This window comes from Agrobacterium deltaense RV3 (genome assembly GCF_900013505.1).
In the GTDB taxonomy this organism is placed as follows: domain Bacteria; phylum Pseudomonadota; class Alphaproteobacteria; order Rhizobiales; family Rhizobiaceae; genus Agrobacterium; species Agrobacterium leguminum.
Window position 1 is genome coordinate 859,393 of record NZ_LT009746.1, and the last position, 20,599, is coordinate 879,991.

The 20,599-nt window shown below is 54.5% G+C and carries 20 protein-coding genes and 1 tRNA gene; 6 read left to right on the forward strand and 15 right to left on the reverse strand.

The genetic code is table 11. The annotated features are described in order from the left end of the window. Nucleotides 1-17: 17 nt before the first annotated feature. Together AGR7B_RS18305 and AGR7B_RS18310 are read left to right on the forward strand one after the other, a co-directional pair. Nucleotides 18-848 (forward strand): hypothetical protein, encoded by an 831-nt coding sequence (locus AGR7B_RS18305; protein WP_080857523.1) that lies wholly within the window; start codon nucleotides 18-20, stop codon nucleotides 846-848. 22 nt (nucleotides 849-870) lie between these two features. Then, the gene (locus tag AGR7B_RS18310) at nucleotides 871-1,632 is read left to right on the forward strand and encodes an FRG domain-containing protein (protein WP_080857524.1); all 762 of its coding nucleotides are present in this window, start codon (nucleotides 871-873) and stop codon (nucleotides 1,630-1,632) included. A 58-nt stretch (nucleotides 1,633-1,690) separates the two neighbouring features. Here AGR7B_RS18310 and AGR7B_RS18315 read toward each other — a convergent pair whose 3' ends face one another. The 6 genes from AGR7B_RS18315 to AGR7B_RS18340 form a co-directional block, all read right to left on the reverse strand. Then, the gene (locus tag AGR7B_RS18315; protein ID WP_080857525.1) at nucleotides 1,691-2,035 is read right to left on the reverse strand and encodes a hypothetical protein; all 345 of its coding nucleotides are present in this window, start codon (nucleotides 2,033-2,035) and stop codon (nucleotides 1,691-1,693) included. 58 nt (nucleotides 2,036-2,093) lie between these two features. Then, entirely contained in the window at nucleotides 2,094-2,579 is a 486-nt protein-coding gene (locus AGR7B_RS18320) for a hypothetical protein (protein WP_080857526.1), read from the reverse strand. Continuing rightward, nucleotides 2,576-2,926, reverse strand: coding sequence for a hypothetical protein (locus AGR7B_RS18325; RefSeq protein ID WP_078052102.1), 351 nt, complete (start codon nucleotides 2,924-2,926; stop codon nucleotides 2,576-2,578). Before AGR7B_RS18325 ends, AGR7B_RS18320 begins: the two co-directional genes overlap by 4 nt. 19 nt (nucleotides 2,927-2,945) lie before the next feature. Then, nucleotides 2,946-3,653, reverse strand: a complete 708-nt coding sequence (locus tag AGR7B_RS18330; RefSeq protein WP_078052103.1) for a DUF7424 family protein — start codon at nucleotides 3,651-3,653, stop codon at nucleotides 2,946-2,948. Between the two features lie 62 nt (nucleotides 3,654-3,715). Continuing rightward, the gene (locus tag AGR7B_RS18335) at nucleotides 3,716-4,285 is read right to left on the reverse strand and encodes a tyrosine-type recombinase/integrase (protein WP_078052104.1); all 570 of its coding nucleotides are present in this window, start codon (nucleotides 4,283-4,285) and stop codon (nucleotides 3,716-3,718) included. A 497-nt stretch (nucleotides 4,286-4,782) separates the two neighbouring features. After that, complete coding sequence (locus AGR7B_RS18340) at nucleotides 4,783-5,448, reverse strand: hypothetical protein (RefSeq protein WP_078052105.1); 666 nt, start codon at nucleotides 5,446-5,448, stop codon at nucleotides 4,783-4,785. Nucleotides 5,449-5,987: 539 nt separating this feature from the next. Between AGR7B_RS18340 and AGR7B_RS18350 the strand changes: the two genes are divergently transcribed. Then, entirely contained in the window at nucleotides 5,988-7,424 is a 1,437-nt protein-coding gene (locus tag AGR7B_RS18350) for a reverse transcriptase domain-containing protein (protein WP_078052107.1), read from the forward strand. A gap of 40 nt (nucleotides 7,425-7,464) precedes the next feature. Here the strand turns inward: AGR7B_RS18350 and AGR7B_RS18355 are convergent, their stop codons facing one another. From AGR7B_RS18355 to AGR7B_RS18390, 8 genes are all read right to left on the reverse strand, one after another. Beyond that, nucleotides 7,465-8,046, reverse strand: coding sequence for a hypothetical protein (locus tag AGR7B_RS18355; RefSeq protein WP_078052108.1), 582 nt, complete (start codon nucleotides 8,044-8,046; stop codon nucleotides 7,465-7,467). A gap of 541 nt (nucleotides 8,047-8,587) precedes the next feature. After that, nucleotides 8,588-9,925 carry a DUF6538 domain-containing protein gene (locus AGR7B_RS18360; RefSeq protein ID WP_143240705.1) on the reverse strand — a complete coding sequence of 446 codons (1,338 nt, stop codon included), beginning with the start codon at nucleotides 9,923-9,925 and terminating at the stop codon, nucleotides 8,588-8,590. Between the two features lie 83 nt (nucleotides 9,926-10,008). Next, nucleotides 10,009-10,098: transfer RNA gene (locus AGR7B_RS18365), tRNA-Ser, on the reverse strand. 196 nt (nucleotides 10,099-10,294) lie between these two features. Further along, the gene (locus AGR7B_RS18370) at nucleotides 10,295-11,176 is read right to left on the reverse strand and encodes a dihydrodipicolinate synthase family protein (protein ID WP_078052110.1); all 882 of its coding nucleotides are present in this window, start codon (nucleotides 11,174-11,176) and stop codon (nucleotides 10,295-10,297) included. Continuing rightward, entirely contained in the window at nucleotides 11,173-12,816 is a 1,644-nt protein-coding gene (locus tag AGR7B_RS18375) for an ABC transporter ATP-binding protein (RefSeq protein WP_080857527.1), read from the reverse strand. The genes AGR7B_RS18370 and AGR7B_RS18375 overlap by 4 nt, the downstream gene beginning before the upstream one ends. Next, nucleotides 12,809-13,732, reverse strand: coding sequence for an ABC transporter permease (locus AGR7B_RS18380; RefSeq protein WP_065656588.1), 924 nt, complete (start codon nucleotides 13,730-13,732; stop codon nucleotides 12,809-12,811). Before AGR7B_RS18380 ends, AGR7B_RS18375 begins: the two co-directional genes overlap by 8 nt. 15 nt (nucleotides 13,733-13,747) lie before the next feature. After that, nucleotides 13,748-14,662: an ABC transporter permease gene (locus tag AGR7B_RS18385; RefSeq protein WP_035262398.1), complete on the reverse strand. Its 915-nt coding sequence runs from the start codon at nucleotides 14,660-14,662 to the stop codon at nucleotides 13,748-13,750. 76 nt (nucleotides 14,663-14,738) lie between these two features. Next, nucleotides 14,739-16,247, reverse strand: a complete 1,509-nt coding sequence (locus tag AGR7B_RS18390; RefSeq protein ID WP_080857528.1) for an ABC transporter substrate-binding protein — start codon at nucleotides 16,245-16,247, stop codon at nucleotides 14,739-14,741. A gap of 321 nt (nucleotides 16,248-16,568) precedes the next feature. Between AGR7B_RS18390 and AGR7B_RS18395 the strand changes: the two genes are divergently transcribed. The 3 genes from AGR7B_RS18395 to AGR7B_RS18405 are packed head-to-tail and all read left to right on the forward strand — an operon-like array spanning nucleotide 16,569 to nucleotide 19,842. Then, the gene (locus AGR7B_RS18395) at nucleotides 16,569-17,765 is read left to right on the forward strand and encodes a sialidase family protein (protein ID WP_080857529.1); all 1,197 of its coding nucleotides are present in this window, start codon (nucleotides 16,569-16,571) and stop codon (nucleotides 17,763-17,765) included. Beyond that, on the forward strand, nucleotides 17,762-18,718 hold the full coding sequence (pdxA, locus tag AGR7B_RS18400; protein WP_078052116.1) for a 4-hydroxythreonine-4-phosphate dehydrogenase PdxA: 957 nt from the start codon (nucleotides 17,762-17,764) through the stop codon (nucleotides 18,716-18,718). The genes AGR7B_RS18395 and pdxA overlap by 4 nt, the downstream gene beginning before the upstream one ends. After that, on the forward strand, nucleotides 18,715-19,842 hold the full coding sequence (locus tag AGR7B_RS18405; protein ID WP_080857530.1) for an iron-containing alcohol dehydrogenase: 1,128 nt from the start codon (nucleotides 18,715-18,717) through the stop codon (nucleotides 19,840-19,842). The genes pdxA and AGR7B_RS18405 overlap by 4 nt, the downstream gene beginning before the upstream one ends. Nucleotides 19,843-19,887: 45 nt before the next feature. Here the strand turns inward: AGR7B_RS18405 and AGR7B_RS18410 are convergent, their stop codons facing one another. Next, nucleotides 19,888-20,595, reverse strand: a complete 708-nt coding sequence (locus AGR7B_RS18410) for a FadR/GntR family transcriptional regulator (RefSeq protein WP_080857531.1) — start codon at nucleotides 20,593-20,595, stop codon at nucleotides 19,888-19,890. Nucleotides 20,596-20,599: the final 4 nt, after the last annotated feature.

Here is a 20,599-nt window from a genome sequence, read left to right on the forward strand (position 1 = left end):
GAAAGTGTGGAGGGGTCATGGAAAACGGTGGTTCATTTAGGAAGTGGTTCTCCGCCAATTGGGAGCGTGTTCTTTTTGTAATTGTAGGCTTAGCGTTTCTCTGCATCTGCTTTTATATGCTCTATCTTCAGAAGGTAACCGAAGCCGCAGCTGTGTTCGGCTTGGGCTTTCTCAGTTTCCTCTATGCGAACGTCTCCCGGTTCAAACGTTTCAAAGGGCTGGGATTTGAAGCCGAGCTTTGGGAAGACAAGCAAAAAGAGGCTGCCGACCTCATTGAACGCTTACGTGATGTCGTTTCCATATACACTAGAGAAGTAATTCTCGGGAAGGTGACATCAGGGCGCTGGGGCAGCAAAGTAGATTGGGCCAGCCACTGGCAACTCTATAACGATCTTGTAACTCAGCACAATGTGCTTGGTCAGAAGATCGACTTCACCGGCGTGAAGAAAGTTATGGATGATTACTTTCTCTTCGACATGTGCATGCCGGAAATCAAGCAAATCAGAGAAGCAACTAACAAAGGAAAAAATGCTGCACGGAAAAAAATCGACGAGGAATTCGGAAGTCCCATTCACGACATTGAAGGCTTTAATAGCCGTTGGGCACAGTTTCGTGAGATTCCCGACGACATCCGGGACCCCTTCCTGATTTCAACTACAGACGACTTAGCAGGTCATGCTTTGAAGGTCTGGGAGGAGACGAAGGAGCGGCTTAAACTGAATTTCGGTGTGGAGGCGGACATTGACACCAAAGTCATAGAGCGGCTGGAGACTATTTCGAAACTATATCAGTCCCGACCTGTGATCGTGACCGAAGAGTTGATCGGATGGTCAAACCGCGATGACTAGCAGCTAGACTGAGGAATCGAATTTGAAGACTGTTGAGCTTAACCAATCCTCCCTTGCTTCACTTTTCTCCTTAATTGAGGCTGAGCCGGGCAAATATAGGCATTTATTTCGAGGGCAATCAAATGCAGAGTGGGGCTTAGTCCCCTCCCTATACCGAATACAGGATATAGGGATAGGTGCTGAGACCCTAGAGAAGGCCTACGACTTTTTTGAGGTCCAAGCTGTCGAGCGATTTTTTAATGAAGGGCTTCCCTATCTCCCGCCTATCGCTCGAAGCTATTCCAATGATCGAATTTTAGCTCAGCATTTCGGCGTGCCGACACGTTTGCTTGATTGGACGCGAGATCCCTTGGTCGCCGCTTTCTTTGCATCAGAGAATTGGCATATCGAGACCGACGCAGCGATATACATGATTTTACCCGATGCTCGTTACCTGCCGGAACAAGTGAGGAGCTTAGGTGGACACCAAGCGATCGCTTTAACGCCGCCCGCGATTGACCGGCGTATCCCTGCCCAAAAGTCTATGTTTACATTTCACCCTTATGGAGATTCAAACCAGCCGTTTGTTCCCCTCAATGAGAGGCCGGATATGGGGAATCAAATCACCACGTCGAATGGAATCGAACGCGGCTTTGCGAAGATCGTTATTCCTTACCGCCTCAAACGTCACATTCACCAAACGCTTCTTGGCTTGGGCTACGATAGACGAAACTTATTCCCCGGTTTGGACGGTGTGGGGGCAGATATCGCCGCTCGAGCTAGAGCAGGCCAAATGCTGCAATGACGGCAGCGTTCGTGAACAGTCTCATTCAGATTGATTGAGAAAGCGAAGGCAATGTTTTCTATTTTGCAACGCAGGAAATAATCACCAATGCCCCTCCGGTCTGACCATACCATTCATCGGCGTGCTTCTTACAGGCCTGAACGGACTTGACCTCCGGATATCCCTTGGCACCGCCCTCATGATGACAGTCCGTGTAAAATCCCTCTTGAACCCCCTTCTTGGCCGTCGAATAGAGTTTTTTCTGCTGTGCGGCCGTGGTGGCAATTTCAACGATGTTGTCCAGTTCTGCCTCGCCGTCGTCGGTCGGAGAGCAAACATAGACCGTAGGCTCAATCGCTGCCGCGTTGACTGAGGTGGCTATCGAGCCAAGAACAATGGCTGCATAAACGGTGGCTTTTTTCATCGATGCCTCTCCTAAACGGGTTCGTTTTCTTTGGAATTATGGATGAAGATGCTGCCCATCAATCGGCCAGTTTGGCGGGAGAGATATTCACGTTTCCTAACGTGTAGCCACTGACGACGCCTTTGCAGGTGACGAAGTGGCCGGCGGCAAGTTGCCTGATCTTTTTTGCCTCGTTGTCGTCAGACGGTCGAATCTTACAGAACGTCGCAATCTTGCCCTGACGAGAAGTCTGGATCACAAATTCATCGTTTCTCTGCGAAACATCCCAGACCGGCAGCTTCCATTCCACGAGCTTGCCGCGGTAGGAATCTTTGATCTCGCTCTTCTGGACATCGGTAAGTCCTGAAAAGAATGACAGTGCATTTACCAGATCGTTAGGCGGTGCGGTGCTGACCGGGGCGTCATCCAAAACCTCCTTACCGGGGTTGCCCGAACCTTGAACGCCGATGAATGACGAAAGGATGAGACCCAAAAGGCTTCCAAAAACCGGCAAGCCAAGGCCAACGATCACAATCCAGAACAGTGATTTCCAGAAGAGCTTCATTTTGCTTCTGCGACAGTGGCTTTCTTTGCACCAAAGACAGCAAGGATACCGCCGATTAAAGCGAGGGCCATGAAAATGGCGACTAGGGTTCCGCCCAGAACCGCTCCAAGGATTGCACTGACGATAAGCAGGGCACCGGGAGTTTTGCTCGTCGCTCCCATGGCAACGGCGCCAAAGATAATCGTGAGGAACGAGAAGAGGATACCGCCCCATCCGAGGCCGACGACGGTAGATGCACCGTCGGCTTCCAGTCCAGCCCCGATACCACCGACGAACAATGTTATCGCTGCGGCAAGAATGCCGAAAATACCTGCGATCAGTGCGATAATTCCGCCTGCTTTTTGCATTGTCTGAAATCCTGACAAGTTAGTTTGAAGAAGGGCGATGGCCGATGTTGGCGATACCGGCCCAGCCGTTTTTGCCTAGAAACGATTGTTTGACGTCACCCAGCTTGACGGTCATTTTTTGTCGGGGAGCAAGCTTCGCTTCCACGTTTTGATCGGCAGGTGCACCGTCAACGAACAGACCTGTACTGGTGTAAATCGCTACAGGTTCACGCGTATCGTTTTCGATTGTTATCGTCATGGACGCGTCCTCGAATTTAGGCCGCGCCATCCTGTTCATTTTTTGAAGCTGCTGCTGAAGCGTTGAATAGGCTTCGGCGTTGAAGCGTGCGACGATGAAGTTTGATTTGTCTTCTTTAAATGCACTGAAATGCAGCAGGAACTTCCCCGGCTCGACCTCAGGTGAGGCAGGGGCATCAAGGACCGTTCTTGCCTTGATCAGCATCCTGTCATTGATGCTTCCGGAAATATCCTCACATCCGATCAGGCTCGCGCCGTCGAATACCGATGCGACGGCATCAACGATCATTTTGCCTTCCGGCTTCGCGCACTGCTTATCAATCCCGGACTCGAGGACTTCGATTGTGATATCGACCGGAACGCTTTTTCCGTGCGTCTCAATCATTCCCTGAATGTCGCTAGTGTATAGCGTGGCTGTTACGTTCTGATCGCAGCCGGACAAGGCAATTGCGGCGAGAAAGGGGTAAATGTATTTCGTTCTTTTCAGCATTGCTCATTCCAAGTGCTGTTTCTGGCTTCAAATTTTGCGACGCGAACGCACCGACAGGATCGCTAGGAGTTGATCCACATTCTTTCCGAGATCTGCTTTTGTTCACTGCCCACGGCGTTGGCATAGATTGACGTGATCTCAATCGCAGAGTGGCCCATCCATTTTGACAGCATGTTCAAGGGAACACCGGAAGAGATGGCATTCACGCCATAACCGTGTCTCAGACCTTTGGGAGACGATTGCGGGCCAGATGCTATTCCGGCGTCTGTCATCACCGATTTGACGTATCTCCACCCTGTCGCTCTCGACCACGGCCACAGGCGACGGTCCAGCTTTCCCGGCCGACGAACTTGATGGACAAGCTCAAGTGTATTCAGCAGTTGTGAGGGGACCGGCACAGCTCGAAACACGCCGGAGCGTCGTTTTTTCAAGGTTTCGAAAATGATCGTCTCGTTTTCCAGATCGATCCGGTCAACGGTCAGGTTTAGAGCTTCGGAAATACGGCATCCAGTGAAGTGCAGTGTTTCGCAAAAAGAACGGATCGCTCCCGGTCGTTTGATGGCGGCTTTCAAGAAAGCCTGCCGCTCTGACGAGGTGAGATAAAGTCGTTTTCCATTGCAATCATTGATCATTGCTGAGGTATTCCTTTACGTCTTGAAACACTTTATCAAGACGAGATATCGTGTAAATATCTGATTTCGATAATTAAATTAGATACTCTTCACGCTCGAAAAGAACGACAACGGAAAATGCACTCGGAGGATTGTTGATATTGTTCGATCAATATTATTTTCGTTCATCATCCAATCCTGCTTCAAAGCATCACCTTTGAAACCGAATAGATAATTTTGTTTCAGGAATGCTTGGAGCGAGCAAAATCCGAAATAGTTGCCGAAGAAGAGGTCGAAAGCCGCACTTCGATGATCGAAACACTTCTTATAAGAGGTGTTTCGAAATACCCAATCAGGGGTTGACTATTTGGTGCCGCAGGATATGAAAATGGCTAAATTGTGAAACCGAATTATCTATAGTGTTTCACGACTTTATCAAAACACCTTACGCTGCAAAAAGCAGTCATGGTGCGATCCTCAACTTGAGGCAACGTGAATTGCCGGCAGCTTCCTATTGATTATTCGTATTCCTCTTTCAGGACAGCACGCTCATTTATTAAGCTACCGTAGCGTTCTAAAAATTCGTGTCTCTCGGTTCCAATTAGCGGGTTTCGGTCAATAGAATACGTCTGACCCCTTATGACATCGAGAATTCGGATTTCGTCGGATGGCACCTCGTTCAAGGCGGTTGTTAACAGCCATAAACCGAGGCGAGCAGCCTCCTTGCCTAGAATTGGGTCTTTTGCAAAATATGGATATATAAAGTGTTCAACCCCTTGGGCATCACGAACTGAAATAATGCTGTCGATCTTAACCGTCGATCTCAGTTCGACGAAATCATAATGTGCCCGGAGTTGTCGTCCTGGCTGAAAAGGCTCATTTGTCCAACGTCTCCTCTCCGTCCACCAGCGCAAAAAACCCTCTTTTAGCTGCGGATACAGATTTTGGCGGCGCTTGTTGACTTCTATGCGATCCTTGACCGTTACATCCAATTCGCTCGACCCAAAAATGTGAGATCGTGCATCGGCCCAAAACGGAGCGTAAAAATCACCTCCATTAGATGCCCGTCCTGATTCCTTTGCAATCTCATCGCGAATATCGTTACGAAGCGCGCTCTGTCTCTTTTTATCGGACAGGAACATCAGCATAAGCAATTTTCGCAGATGAATACTATCAAGAGACATTTACATTCCTTTGAAAGCCACCGACCACAGTGACGCGCCTTAGGTTGAGTGCGTCATAGGATGAAAATATAGGTAGAATTTTGCTATTTAAAAGCGGTAATTTACAGTCGAATCGGAAAAACGAAATCAGAGCGCGTATTGGGGTTCGACCGAAATTTCCGAAAATTGACTTTAAACATCAAGTATAATCAAAGTTTTCCACAGTCTGAAGAATTTTTAGTCGCTCACTTGAAATAAAGAGGATGGCAACAGATATTGCTTCCATCCGTTCACGATGGGAAACTTGGGGGTGCGGAGAATAGCTTGAAGCTGTCAAGCCCGAAGGTTGCCAGCAGTATTGTAAAGATGTCCATTCGGACCTCCGCACGAAACTGGACAATCAAGGCGCATGAAGAGAATATCTTCACGCAGCTACTATAGTCCATAATCTCGATTATATGTGCCAAAGGGTGATATAGACCCGCATTAAACAGTCGGGGGCAGGAGGTTAACCGGAAGCACACGGTTCTCTTGCCCCCTCTCGCCCAGAAGGTCGTTTTGTGAAATCGTGGACTGCCTCTATTCGGCGTTATCCTCATTTTGATCCGGTAATCTCCGCCGCGGAAGCGGAAGCGGTAGCATTAGACCCGAGGCAGGTAAGCTCCCACAAGTTTTATCCCTTTTTGAAATATGACGAGGGTTGGACAGCCTATGCCCGCAAAGGTGAACACGGAAAACGTAAAGACCGTCCGATTAGATTCGCCGCTCGATTAGACAGCTGTATATTCTCTTATTACCGAAGCGTTCTCAGCAAACTTTATGAAGAGCGCTTAGCGGCCGAGGGGTTAGGCAGTTCGGTTATTGCATACAGGCGCATTTTGAAATCCAGCGGGAGTGGTGGACAGAGTAATATCGAATTTGCTCTGACCGCGGTACAAAGCATCCGATCGTTCGGAAACTGCTGCACGGTGGCGTTGGACATAAGCAGCTTTTTTGAGTCTTTGGATCACGACCGACTGAGGGAGGTCTGGAAAGAACTAATTGGTGAATCACGCTTACCGCAAGATCATTTCACTGTCTTCCGGGCGATTACCAAATATGCCTTCGTCAACGTGAAATCGGCGTATGAACGGCTCGGTTATTACGGTGAGAAAACGGATCGATACGGTAAAGTGCGATTGGGATATCTAAAACCTAAAAAGGAAATTCCGGTTCAGCTTTGTGATGGAAAGACGTTTCGTGAAAAAATTGCCGGAAAAGGCACACTACCGTCGATTATCGAGGTAAATAAAACTGGCAGGGGCGTCCCACAAGGTGCGCCGCTCTCAGATCTACTTGCAAACCTGTACCTATTTGAATTCGATAAATATGTTCAGAATATCTGCAACGAAAAAGGTGGATCGTATTTTCGGTATTCAGACGATATACTCATCGTCGCACCAATCTCTGAGACCGACGCTATCAGCCTTGAGCAGGAAATCCGAACAGCTGTCGGCAAATATGGAGGGGGCCTTTTGATCAAAGAAGAGAAATCCGCGATTCACAAATTCGAGCGCACCGCAGGAATTCAAGTCGCCTCGGTTATCAAGGCATCAGACAAGGATGGAAGAACTGCTTTAAATAAGCCGTTTGAATATCTGGGTTTTAGATACGATGGTAAAAGCGTCTTCATACGCGATAAGACAATGAGCAATCTTCATCGGAAGATCGCGTCTGTATGCCATGCAACGGCAATCCGACTTGTCAAACGTTACAAGGGAAAGTCGGTTGATGAGATCTTAAAATTAACAGATATGGAGAAGCTCATCCAAACATTTGGCCCTGTTAAAGACTTCCGCTCTAAGGCCATGGATTATCGTCTTTGGACTTTCACAACGTATGCGAAGAGAGCTTCGCGCGTTATGGGAAACCTAGGTTCTCCAATTCCGCGCCAACTTTCCGGCTTAAGACGTGCAATCCGCAATCGACTAGAATTTGAATTGCAGAAGGTGGTTTAGATAAACTTTTAAATTTCCAGAAGCATTCTCAATGGATTGGTTACCGGTTGAGTAGCCAATCGCCTCCGTAGAATGGATAAGACGTCGCATCCAAATCAGGATACGACCAAAACGTCTTATCGATCCTCGCCTCTCTGAGCGTCTGGCAGGGATATTTTGAAGCGTAGGTCATCAGCGGCGTGACAGAGCCTAGTTGCGGCTCAAACTTGATTATATCGATGCCGGTAATGCGACTGTCGTTGGCTTCTTTCAGAACCCCGCTTTTCCTCAGCTTCTCAAACTCCGCCTGAGTGTCAGGATGAACGAGAAGCAAGGCATGGATATGCGGTATCTGAAACACCTTTGGAGCCATCTTGTAGCGACTTCCTTCGACATCAAGGAAGGCCATGCTGAACGGCTGTAGCAGAGGTTTCTTGTTGAATTTCGGACCCAGCAGCTTCTTGCTGACGTTCAGGTGCCATTTTCTATAGGCATCGAAAATCGCCTTGGTTTGAACAGGAGATTTTTCGTTGGCGATCTTGCAGATATCGGGTTTAAAATGGACTGTAATAAAGAATAGGTGATTATAAAAATGACTTAAGGATGCCTTACGGCATACATGTTTGACCTGAAGGTCAAACATGTATTTCTCATTAAATACTTGTTCTATAAAGAGGGAGAAAGAAGAGTCTAGACTATATTTAGAAGAGTTATCCATATGATTTTATAATATATCCTATAAGTTATTCTATATTTAGAATATAATAAACAATTGGACCCGCTCGGCTCATCGCTCGAGTCCATCTCATAGCCACAATAAGACAGGCAGTCGAGGGCAAAGTCACCCAAACACTACCTTTGCACGCATAACGTGTGCCGTCTATCGTGTTATTTTAAAGGGGGGAGATCAGGCCGCCTCAAGCCATAAAGGCCGGGTGTTTTCCCTTAATTCCTGGGCCTTTTTCCAATAAAAGTTGACCAAACGAACAATATTCGGGTCTGAATTTTTATGGGCCGTATTTCCTAACGAACACAACCTTTGGGTGAGCCACTCGAGCTCATCCTCATCCAAATCTGATTTCATTTTTAAGGATTTTGTCTAGCCGTATAGACTCTCTAAAATAACGGCAGTCATGCCTAAGCATCAGATTGAATATATTGTATTTATTGAAAAAAGTAAACCGTTATTTCCAGTCGGATTCGAGATTTTTGAGGTATTCAAGGGTGCTGGCGAGCCCGTATCCCGCACCGTAACTCGCACCGATCATCGGGTTCTTGTGACCCATCAGGAAGTTTTGCAGTTCCTCAGGAATCTTGTGCTTTCTCATTCGGTCCTTGAACATGTGCCGGAGGCTGTAAACCGAGTGATCTTCAGTTTCGAGAAGCTTGTTCGTCTTCAAGTGCTTCATCAACACGGCTGACAGGGCGTCGGCCCCTGTTGGTCTCCTATATGCCGGAAAGCCCTCCGGGTTCGCCTGAAACGCTTTGAGGGCGTGGCCGATGAGGGGAATAGTTCGGCCACGATGATCGGTTTTGAGTTGTCGGTACTTGTTGGCCTGAACGACGATATGAGGAATTTCGGCATCTAGCCGGATTTCTGTCGCGTCCAGACCGATAATTTCCTTCGGCCCGCAACCGGTATCGATCATGGCGAAGAGTGCACCTCTGGCTTCGTCATTCAACGTCGCGAATGGATCACCTCGCAGCCAGTTCTGCTTGATGAACTCCAGCGAAAAGACAGGACGCGAGTTCTTCTTTCCCTTCAGCCGAATACCAGTGAAGGGATTGCTCATTTCGAGGTCCATGTTCTCGATATAAAAGGTGATGATTTTGCGAAGGTGCATGATCGTCTTGTTGGCACTTTCGGCGGTGAGCTTACTTTTTTCAACAATCCCGATCAGATGCGACTTGTATTCGTTTGCGGTCGAACGTTTGATTTCCTCAAGGGGGATGTCAGAGCCGACAAAATCCCGGAACCGCTTGACGGCAGCCTTGACCGGGCTTTGGCTTTTGCTGGCCTCCCGCTTGGTTTTTCCGATCATGTCCACTCGGGTATGTTCCTCGTAGAATTCGAGGACGTTCTGAATGGTCACAAGATCCGGCAGCGACCCGAACAGTGCACTCATTTCCACGCCTGTCGGTCGGCCAAGGGTTTCCCATTTTGCGAGACGTGTCATCATCGATCGCATGTCAGCTTTTTCCATCAGGTCATCAGCCGACTTGTAAGGGAGGTTGAATTCCTTTGCCTTATCCTTCAGCTCGGCCAGCGACGGTATTTTCCGGCTCGACAAGGGGATGCCGTTTCTCAACTGCTCCAGAATATTTTCGTATTTGCTGTGAAGCTCACCGTATCGGACGGTCGCCTTGACCGGATCGCGGGTCCTCAGCGATTCCTTGAATTCGGACTTTCGCCCGGCGAGCAACCGGAGCTGTTCGGGGATAGGACGTCGATAGACGAAATTGCCGTCACCACGGAGATACAAATATCGAGCTTCGAAGCCGGGGAGACGAGCCTTGTTCATCCACTTTTTGTACCAATAATTGTACCAAAAGTAAATCGTTAGACGATAAAGTTATGTAAAAACAACACGCTAGTGGGATTTCATGGCGGAGAGGGTGGGATTCGAACCCACGATACCCTTGCAGGTATGCCGCATTTCGAGTGCGGTGCATTCGACCACTCTGCCACCTCTCCGCATGCGCGAACGCTTGCGTTGCGCGCTCCTCTTAAACATCAATGACCGGGCTGACAAGGGGAATTTCGTGTTTGTGTCACAAATTATTCGTCATGGGTGAGGCTGGGGAAATGCATCGGCTTCTGGCCGTTTTCGCAGATATTTTTAAAGGAACGCGCACGACCCGCAGGGTGCGCGTCACATTCGATAGCAGCGTCAGATCCGTTGATAACGCCGCAAGATTTCCAGGATTTTTTCATCCTGCTCTTTATCCGGCAGAAGGGCCGGTTGACGGCTGGCGCCGACGGATGGGTCCTGGAGATAAAGTGAGCGTTTAACCATGGCCGGTGCGAAGCCGAGGGCGTAGAGATCGGTGCGGAAGTCGGCGTAGATTGCCTGCTGGCGTACGGCCTCGGTGATATCACCGGCGTTGAAAGCATTGAGAATGCCGGCAAGTACATCCGGCAGCGCGTTGCCGAGGCCGGAAATGCAGCCTGCCGCACCGTTCTGCAACGACCAGAGAACGAGGTGATCCGGGCCGGAATAGACCTCGAAGCCGGGCATCTCCTTTGCCACCTGAAGATAGGCTTCGAGCGTCTGCTGAGCGCCGCCGGAATCCTTGATGCCGGCGATATTGCCATGGGTGGCGAGTTTGCGGGCGGTTTCCGGCTCTATGTGGTTCTGGGTGCGGGCGGGAATGTCATAGAGATAGACCGGCGTTTCAACGGCGTCAGCCACCGTCGAGAAATGGCGGATCAAGCCATCCTGCGTGCAGGCGATGAAGAATGGCGTGATGACGGCGATACCGTCGACGCCGATGCGGTCGAAGGCTTTGGCAAGTTGCAGGGTTTCGAATGTGGCGGGCATACCCGCATTCACGATCACCTTGGCACGGCCGGCAACTTCGTCCACCACCTCTTCCGTCAGCCGGATTTTTTCCGCATGCGTCAGCGCGGTAAAATCGCCATTTGTGCCGGCACACATGATGTTGTTGCCGGCCGCCACCTGGCGGCGCACCTGCGCACGGGTTGCCTCATAGTTGATGGTTTCGTCCTCGTTGAAACAGGTGACGAGCGCGACGAAAGCTTGCTTGCTCATGAAAGAACTCCGCTTGAATTTCCGATGGCGTCACCGGCACCGGCCGGATGACGCTGAGATTGCATATCGGGGTCGGGATCGAGGCTCGCGGATAAAAGGGCACGGGTATAGGCCTCGCGCGGCGCTTCGAAAACCTGGCGGACCGTGCCGAACTCCACCACCTCTCCCCGCTGCATGACCATGACGTGATCGGCAAAATCCCGAACCACCGGCAAATCATGCGCGATGAAGATGAAGGAGAGGCCCATTTCGCGGCGCAGCTTGTCCAGCAGTGCAATAACCTGCGCCTGAACCGAAACATCGAGCGCCGAGACCGCCTCGTCGCAGATGATGAGCTTCGGTTCCAGCGCCAATGCGCGGGCAATCGCGATCCTCTGCCGTTGACCGCCGGAGAACTGATGCGGATAACGGCGCATATGTTCCGGCGAGAGACCCACCTGATGCAGCAATTCGGCAACCCGCTCACGCCATCTTGCTCTGGGCAAGATCTCAGGATGGATGACCCAGGCCTCGGAAATCAGCTGAAACACCGTCATGCGCGGATTGAGCGACTGGGTGGGATCCTGAAACACCATCTGCAAATCGCGCCGGAGCGCGAAGAGTTCGGCAGGCGGAAGCTTGAAGAGGTCGCGACCCTTCCACAAGGCGGTGCCCGCATCCGGCTCGTCTAGCCGCAAAAGAATACGCGCCAGCGTCGATTTGCCGGAACCGCTTTCGCCGACGACCGCGATGGTTTCGCCTTCCATGAGGTCGAAGGAAATGCCCTTCAGCGCCTCGAAGGCGCCGTAACGCTTGCGCACATCACGCACGCTGAGCAGCGCTTCGCCCGCCGCCTGCGGCTCATGCATGTCGCCCCTGCCCGGTGCTGCACTGATGAGCTTGCGGGTATAGGGATGCTGCGGATTGCGATAAACCTCGCGCACCGTGCCGGCCTCGACCAGAACGCCCTTTTCCATCACCACCACCCGGTCGGCGATTTCGGCGACGACGCCGAGATCGTGGGTGATGATGAGCACGGCCATGCCGGTTTCCCGCTGCAATTCCTTGAGCAGCGAAAGCACCTCGGCCTGCACCGTCACATCAAGCGCGGTGGTCGGTTCATCCGCGATCAGGAGATCGGGCCGAAGAGCCAGCGCCATGGCGATCATGACGCGCTGGCGCTGGCCACCCGAAAATTCATGCGGATATTTCTTCAAGGCCCCGTCCGGGTCGGGAATGCCGACGCGGGCGACAAGCCGCCTCGCCTCCGCTTCGGCCTTTGCCTTGTCCATGCCGTGGGTGGTCATCGCCTCACGGATCTGCCAGCCGACGGTATAGACCGGATTGAGATGGCTGAGCGGGTCCTGAAAGATCATGGCGATACGCCGGCCGTTGATCTCGCGGCGCGCTTCGGCCGGCATGGTCAGTAGGTCCTGACCGTCAAGCAATATCTGACCGGTGCTGATATGTCCGGGCGGCATGTCGATGAGGTTCATGATGGCCGAGGACGATACCGACTTGCCCGAGCCGCTTTCGCCGAGGATGGCCAGCGTTTCGCCACGGTCGAGATGGTAGGAGACATCCTTTACCGCATGGACGACACCGCTTGCGGTGTGGAACTCCACGGAAAGGTTGCGCACGTCGAGAAGATGGTCAGCCATGCTTGCTGCCTTTCATTTCCAGCCGCCAGCGCTGCACGGGATCAAGCGCGATGCGCAGCCAGTTGGAAAGCAGGTTGAGCGACAGGGTGGTAAGGATGATGGCAAGTCCCGGCCAGAAGGACAGCCACCAGGCATTGGTGAGATATTGCCGCCCCTGCGAAATCATCAGGCCCCAGGTGATTTCCGGCGGCTGAATGCCGATGCCGAGGAAAGACAGCGCGCTTTCCGCCAGCATCACATAGGCGAAATCGAGCGTGGCGAGCGTCGTCAGCGTCGGCAGCACCACGGGCAGGATGTGGCGGAACAGGATGCGTTTGCCCGATGCGCCCATGACCCTTGCTGCCTGCACGAACATGCGCTCGCGCACCTCCAGCACCTCTGCCCGCGTGGTGCGGATGTAAACGGGAATGCGGGTGATCGCCAGAACCAGCATCAGGTTGAGGATGGAGGAGCCGAGCAGATAAAGCACGATGACCGCGATCAAGAGCGACGGGAACGACATGATCACATCCGCAAGCCGCATGATGATCTGGCCGACACGGTTGGAGGAAAAACCGGCGATCAACCCGAGCACGGTGCCGGTGATGGCAGAAAGAAGCACCGCGCCGGCGGCGATCATCATCGTGTTTTGCGTGGCGGCGACAATGCGTGCGAGAAGCGAACGGCCGAGCGCATCCGCTCCCAGCCAGAAATACCACTCGCGCTGCCAGTCGAACGGGGCGAGGTTGCGCCCGCGCAGGTTCTGTTTCGTCGCCAGATCGCCAAGCCAGGCAGGGCCGACAAAAGCGAGGATAACGACGATGATGAGGAAGATCGCGGCGCAGAGCGCGAATTTATCCGCCCACAACATGCGCAGCATGCGTCTTGCGAAGGACGGCTCGGCGATGATTTCGGTGTCGGCGCTGGAAAGGCTCATGGCTGAACGGACTCCTCAGTGCCGGATACGCGGATCGAGGAGCGCATAGGCGATATCGATCAGAAGATTCATCAGGAAGATCGCCAGCGCGGTCACGAGAATGGCAGCGAGCACGACGTTGAAATCGCGCTGCAGAATGGAATCGATCATCAGCTTGCCGACACCGGGAAAACCGAAAATGGTTTCGACGATGACAGCACCATTGAGAAGGCTTGCTGCCTGGTCGCCAATGACGGTGATGACCGGCAGCATGGCGTTTCGCAAAGCGTGAATGAAGATGATCGGACCCGATTTCACGCCCTTGGCGCGCGCCGTTTTGACATAGGCCGAGGACAAAGCGCCGATCATCGAGCCGCGCACTACCTGCACGATAATGCCGAAGGGGCGCACAAACAGGACCGCAATCGGCAATATCCAGTGCAGCACGGAGCCCGTTCCCGACGTGGGCAGCCAGGCGAGATTGACCGAGAATACGACGATAGCGACAATCGCCAGCCAGAAATCCGGCACGGATGCACCGATGAGCGAGATGCTCGAGGCCATGCGGTCGAAGAAGCCGCCGGATCGGAAAGCCGCAAGCGAACCGATGACGATGGCGGCGGTGGTAACGAGCGACATGGTGATGACCGCGAGCCACAGCGTCCAGACGAAAGCCTCCAGCACCACATCCAGCGCTGGGCGGGCTTTTCTGAGCGATTCTCCGAGATCCCCAGTCATTACATCGCCCGCATAACGCAAAAACTGCACCATCAGCGGATCATTCAGCCCGTGCAACGCCCGGAACTGCTGCTTCAACTCTTCCGAAGCCTCCACCGGCAGAAACAGTGCGGCCGGGTCCCCCGTCAGGCGCGACAGGAAAAAAACCATGACGATGAGGCCGATCAGGGAGATCAGGCTTGCAACGGAACGTTTTCGGATGAAGCTCAGCATGGTTGCCTCCGGTTTTTCAATGCGGCGGCGGAGCTTTCGCCGCGCCGCCGCTTCTCAATTGACAAGACACGGGGTCTTATTTGATGCCGATTTCCGAAAGCTGTAGCATCGAGTTGGTGGCGATGGTGGGCTTGAAGTCCAGCCGTTCCGAGACGCGGGAGAAGCCGACCATGTGGAACAGCAGCACATCTGCCACCACATCGTCGTGCAGATAAGCGATCAGTTCCGACCAGAGCTTGGCGCGTTCGTCACCCACGGCTGCGGACGCACGTTCGATCAGATCGTCCACCTTCTTGTCCGAGAAGCCGGACTGAGTGCCCTTGGTGGCATATTTGAAGAACATGGTGAAGGACGGGTCGCCCTTTGAGTTGTCGTGCATGGCGGCGACGATCTGCGGTCCGCGGCCTTCCTTGAAGGGCTTGGAGTAATAGCTCTCGTGCTCGGCCACCTCCACGAATTTCAGGTCGATCTTGAAGCCGACATCCTGCAATTGCTGCTGGATCGCTTCCATGATCTCGGTGACGTTGGGGAAGTTAGCGGTGCGCGCGATGATGGTGATCGGCGTGTCCACCTTCACACCAGCAGCCTTGGCTTCCTCGAGCAGCTTTTTTGCGCCCTCGGGGTCATAGGGGAAGACCTTGACGTCGGGGTTCCAGCCAAGCGTGGTCGGCGGAACGAGAGCGGTGGCCAGCACGGCACCTTCCGGAACCAGCGTGCCGAGGAAGGCCTGCCGGTCGATGGCAAGGTTAAGTGCGCGGCGCACCCGCACGTCGTTCAGCGGCGCAATATTGTGATCGAGACGCATATAGACCGTCTCGCTGTCGAGATAGGAAAAGTCGGTCTTCGTATTGGTAGCGTCGAGCTGCGAAATGGAAGGCGAAAGATCGGCTTCGCCGGTCTGCACCATGGCGGCGCGAACCGAAGGATCGGCGCGGAAAAGATAGGTCGCTTCCGTCACCTGCGGCTTGGCGCCCCAATAGTCGTCGCGTGCGGTGAGGACAATCTGCTGGCCCGGGGTCCAGTTGGTCAGCTTGTAAGGCCCGGTGCCGACAGGCTCGCGGATGAATTCCATCTTGGTTTCTTCGGGCACGATGGTGACGAGCGACATGAGGAGCGGCAGAATGGGCTGCGCCGGTTCGGTCTTGAAGTCTATCGTGTGGTCATCGACGATAGACGGGGTCACCGTCATGCCGCCGAAATAACGGCGGGACTCGCAGGCGTTCTTGTCGCTCATCATGCGTTCGAAGCTGTGCTTGACGTCCTTGGCATCGAATGCCGTGCCGTCGGAAAACTTCACGCCTTCACGCAGGTGGAAACGCCAGCTTCCATCGGCATTTTGCTCCCACTTCTCGGCGAGGCGTGGCTGAACGCCCTTATTGCCGCGAACATCGAGCTCGGTCAGCGTCTCGCTGACATTTTCCATGATGATGCGGCCGATATTGGAGCGGGTGGCCATGCAGGGCTCCAGCAGGTCCGCCTCTTCCGCCAGCACGATCTTGATCGGCCCCGATGCCGCGAGCGCCGGCGAAACCGCGGCGCTGAGGGAACCCAAGACAAGGGCGCCCGCAATCAATGACTTCTTCATTCCGTTCTCCTCCCAGATTCAGAAATTCAGCAACATGGCGGCGCGCCGCAAGGGGTATCTGAAATCCCCATCTCCTGCATTGAGGAGCATGGCATGCGGATGATTGTCTCCTCCACCCGTAAACAGAGCATCGACGTTATCGCATTTTTTGTCAATTTATCTTTCGAAGGCAATTTTTATTCAAACCAAATCCATTATTTTTCTTATTTAAAAACAAATATTTAGTTCAAAAAAGCAAAAACGATTGATCCTCTTTTTTTATCAAATAAACTTGACAACTTTTTGAATATGTCATTTTCATCGGAACAAGAGGAGACCACGATGACCCCTGATGACATCGCTCAAGCCATGACCGGAGCCATACATGCCGTGTCGAAAGACCGGCAGGAAGCGTTCCTGCCGTCACCCATGATCCAGAACCATGCGAGCTTCCTGCACCTTCTGGATGACGGCACCCTGCTCTGCGCATGGTTCGGCGGCACGCTGGAAGGAAAATCGGATATTTCGATTTTCGCATCCGTGCTGACAGCGGGTGCAACCCGCTGGGGACCGCCGCAGCGCCTGAGCCACGACCCCGCTCATTCCGAACAGAACCCGGTCCTCTTCACTGCGCCAGATGGCGTTCTCTGGCTGTTTCACACAGCCCAGCCCTCCGGCAATCAGGATGAATGCCGCATTCGCATGGCGCGAATCCACCGCGACGCGACTGCACCGGAGAAGCTTATTTCCGAGGAAGGCCGTTTTCTCGATCTCCCGCAGGGCTGTTTCATCCGCGCACCGCTGCGCATCCGCGATGGCGGCGCTTGGCTGCTGCCGATCTTCCGCTGCGTCCAGCGCCCCGGCCAGAAATGGAACGGCAGCCACGATACGGCAGCGCTCGGCATATCCACGGACAATGGCGCGACTTGGCAATTGCAGGAGTTGGAGGAATCGACCGGCTGCGTGCATATGAGCCCGGTCGCGGTGACGGACGGGCGCTACGCAGCCTTCTTCCGCCGCCGTCAGGCCGATTTCGTCTATCGCACCGAAAGCACCGATGGCGGCCGCTCGTGGTCAAAGCCAAAGCCGACCGATGTGCCCAACAATAATTCCTCCATTGCCGTGATCAGTCTCAACGATGGCAGGCTGGCTATGATCTGCAACCCCGTCAACGGCGCGCAGTCGAGCGACCGCCGCGCCTCGCTTTATGACGAGCTGGGAGAGGAAGACGACAGGCCGGATGCCGATCCGAGCGGCGGCTGTGTACCGGTCTGGGGCGTGCCGCGCGCGCCGGTTTCTATCTGCCTGTCCGACGATGACGGGCGCAGTTTTACCACCCGGATACTGATCGAAGACGGACCGGGCACCTGCCTTTCGAACGATTCGACCGATGGGCGCAATCTGGAAATGTCCTATCCGTGGCTTCTGGAAGCGCCGGACGGTACGCTGCATGCGAGCTACACCTATCATCGCCGCGCAATCAAATATGTCCGGCTGGCGCCCGGCTGGGCTGACGAGAACGACGGGAGACAAAAATGAGCAACATCATTGGCATCACTATGGGCGACCCCTGCGGCGTCGGCCCCGAGATCACGGTGCGGGCGCTCGCCGAAATGTCCGCCCCGGATCGTGCGGCGACGCGGATTTACGGCAACCTCGCCACGCTGGAAGCGGCGCGGGATGCGCTCGGTGTTGATATCGATCTCACTCAATATGTGGTCGACCTGCCTGTGGAAGGCGCGCCGCTGCCCTGGGGTACATTGTCGCCAGTGGCCGGAGACTCCGCGTTCCGTTTCATCGAAAAGGCCGTTCGCGATGCCGAAGCGGGCGCAATCGGCTGCATCGTCACCGCGCCGATCAACAAGGAAGCCCTGAATCTCGCCGGTCATCATTATGACGGGCACACCGGCATGTTGCGAAGCCTCACCGGCTCCTCGGCAGCCTATATGCTGCTTGCTTCAGAACGGCTGAAGGTCATTCACGTTTCCACCCATGTTTCCCTGCAGGAGGCCATTCGCCGGGCGACGACGGAGCGGGTGCTGGCAACCATCCGAGCCGGCAACGCGCATCTGAAGCGCATCGGTTACGAGCGGCCGCGCATCGCGGTTGCCGGCATCAACCCGCATTGCGGTGAAAACGGCCTGTTCGGCACCGAAGATGACGACCGGATTGCGCCAGCGGTCGCTGCCGCCCGCGCCGAAGGCATTGAGGTGCAGGGGCCGATTTCCGCCGATACCGTGTTCCACCGGGCCTATTCCGGCGCTTTCGATCTCGTCGTCGCGCAATATCACGATCAGGGCCATATCCCGATCAAGCTTGTCGCCTTCGACACCGCCGTCAATGTTTCCGTCGATCTGCCGATAGACCGTACCTCCGTCGATCACGGCACGGCTTTCGATATCGCCGGCAAGGGCATCGCCAATCACGGCAACATGAATGCGGCCATCGCCTATGCGCGCAAGCTGGTGGCGGGCAAGGAACGGAAGGAATGAGCACCATGTCGACAGCTCCCATTCTCCTCCACCAGCCACGACGGCTCGCCGTCGGCGCCGGCACCATTTCACAGATCGGCACCTGGGCGGGAAACACCGCATCGACCCTCATTATCGCCACACCGTTGACAGCGAAATTTGCCGAACGACTGCAATTGCAGGGCCCTTTCACGATCTTCGACGCCATTCCCGGCGAGCCGGACACAACAACGCTGGAAGCCGCCCTTGCCGCAGCACGCGCTGCCAGGCCAGATCTTGTCATCGGCCTCGGCGGCGGTTCGGTAATGGATGTGGCGAAGCTGGTCGCTGCCCTCTGGAATTCCAACCAGTCGCTTGAAGACGTGGCCGGGCCGAACAGGGTTGCCGGGCGCGACACACGGCTGGTGCAAATCGCCACCACTGCCGGCACCGGCTCGGAAGCCGGCATCCGTTCGCTCATCACAGACCCGGTGAAAGGCAACAAGATCGCGGTCGAAAGCCCTTATCTGATCGCGGATTTCGCCGTGCTCGATCCGGAACTCACCTATTCCGTCCCATCAGCCGTTACGGCGGCAACCGGGGTGGATGCCATGGCCCATTGCGTCGAAGCCTTCACCAACCGCAAGGCCCATCCGATGATCGACGGTTTCGCGCGCATGGGCTTTGCACTGGTCGGTAAATATCTGGCGCGCGCCGTTCGCGACGGTGCGGATACCGAAGCGCGGGAAGGCATGATGCTCGCCTCCTATTATGGCGGCATCTGCCTCGGCCCCGTCAATACGGCGGCCGGCCACGCCATCGCCTATCCGCTCGGCACGCTTCTCAACCTGCCGCACGGGCTGGCAAATGCCATCGTCTTTCCGCATGTTCTCGCCTTCAACCAGCCTGCGGTTTCGGCGAAGACGGCGGAAGTGGCGGGAGCCCTCGGGCTTCGCGAGCACCTTTCCCCTGATGATCTACGCAAGGCGGCAACGGATTTCTGCGCCGGGCTCGGCATCGAAATGTCACTCGCACGGCATGGCGCGACTGAGGCCGATCTTCCCCGATATGCCGAGGATGCGCATGCCATCCGCCGGCTGATGGATAATAACCCCGTCGACATGAGCGTTGAGGACGTGCTCGGCATTTACCGCCACGCCTTCTGAGCAAAAATCCGGTGCGCGAACGCGCATCGGCCTTCGGCCACCCGCTTAATCCGCGTGCGAAGATTCGAACAGGCGGTCGCGCGATCCGGTCAGATGCTGGAGCATCAACTGGCGCGCCGCCTCTGCGTCCCCATCGGCAATCGCCTTTGCGATTGCCTCATGCTCGGCGAAAACACGCGTCAGGCCGGATGCGTCCCGCTTCACCGACATGCCGTGGAACTTCATTCCCATTGCAATATGGTCCTTGAGCGCTTCCATCGCGGTGGAGAAATAGCTGTTTCGCGCCGCCCGCGCGATGGCGAGATGGAACTGATAATCGGCATCCTCACGGTGGGACTGGCGATTGGTCGCATCCCGCATCAGTTCGAGCGCCTTCCGGATCGCCGCAAGTCTCTCGCCATCGTGCCGCAAGGCTGCCGCGGCCGCCGCAGCCGGCTCCAGCGTCAGCCTGAATTCGTAACAGTTGAGAAGATCAGCAACGTTTTCAAGCTGCCCGAAGCCAAGCGGCTCGCGCAGGCCAAAAGCCCTGACATAGCTGCCGGAGCCCCTGCGGGAATAAATGAACCCCTGCTCGCGCAGCCGCCGCAACGCCTCGCGCACGACAGGTCGCGACACTTCGAATTCCATGGCGAGTTCATGCTCTGTCGGCAGTCGCTCATCCGGCTTGTAGGCGCCGGATTTGATCGCCCGGTGCATTCTTTCGAAAATAATGTCTGGAAGTGCCTTGCGCGCCGTTTCTTTCATCAGCCCCATCTGG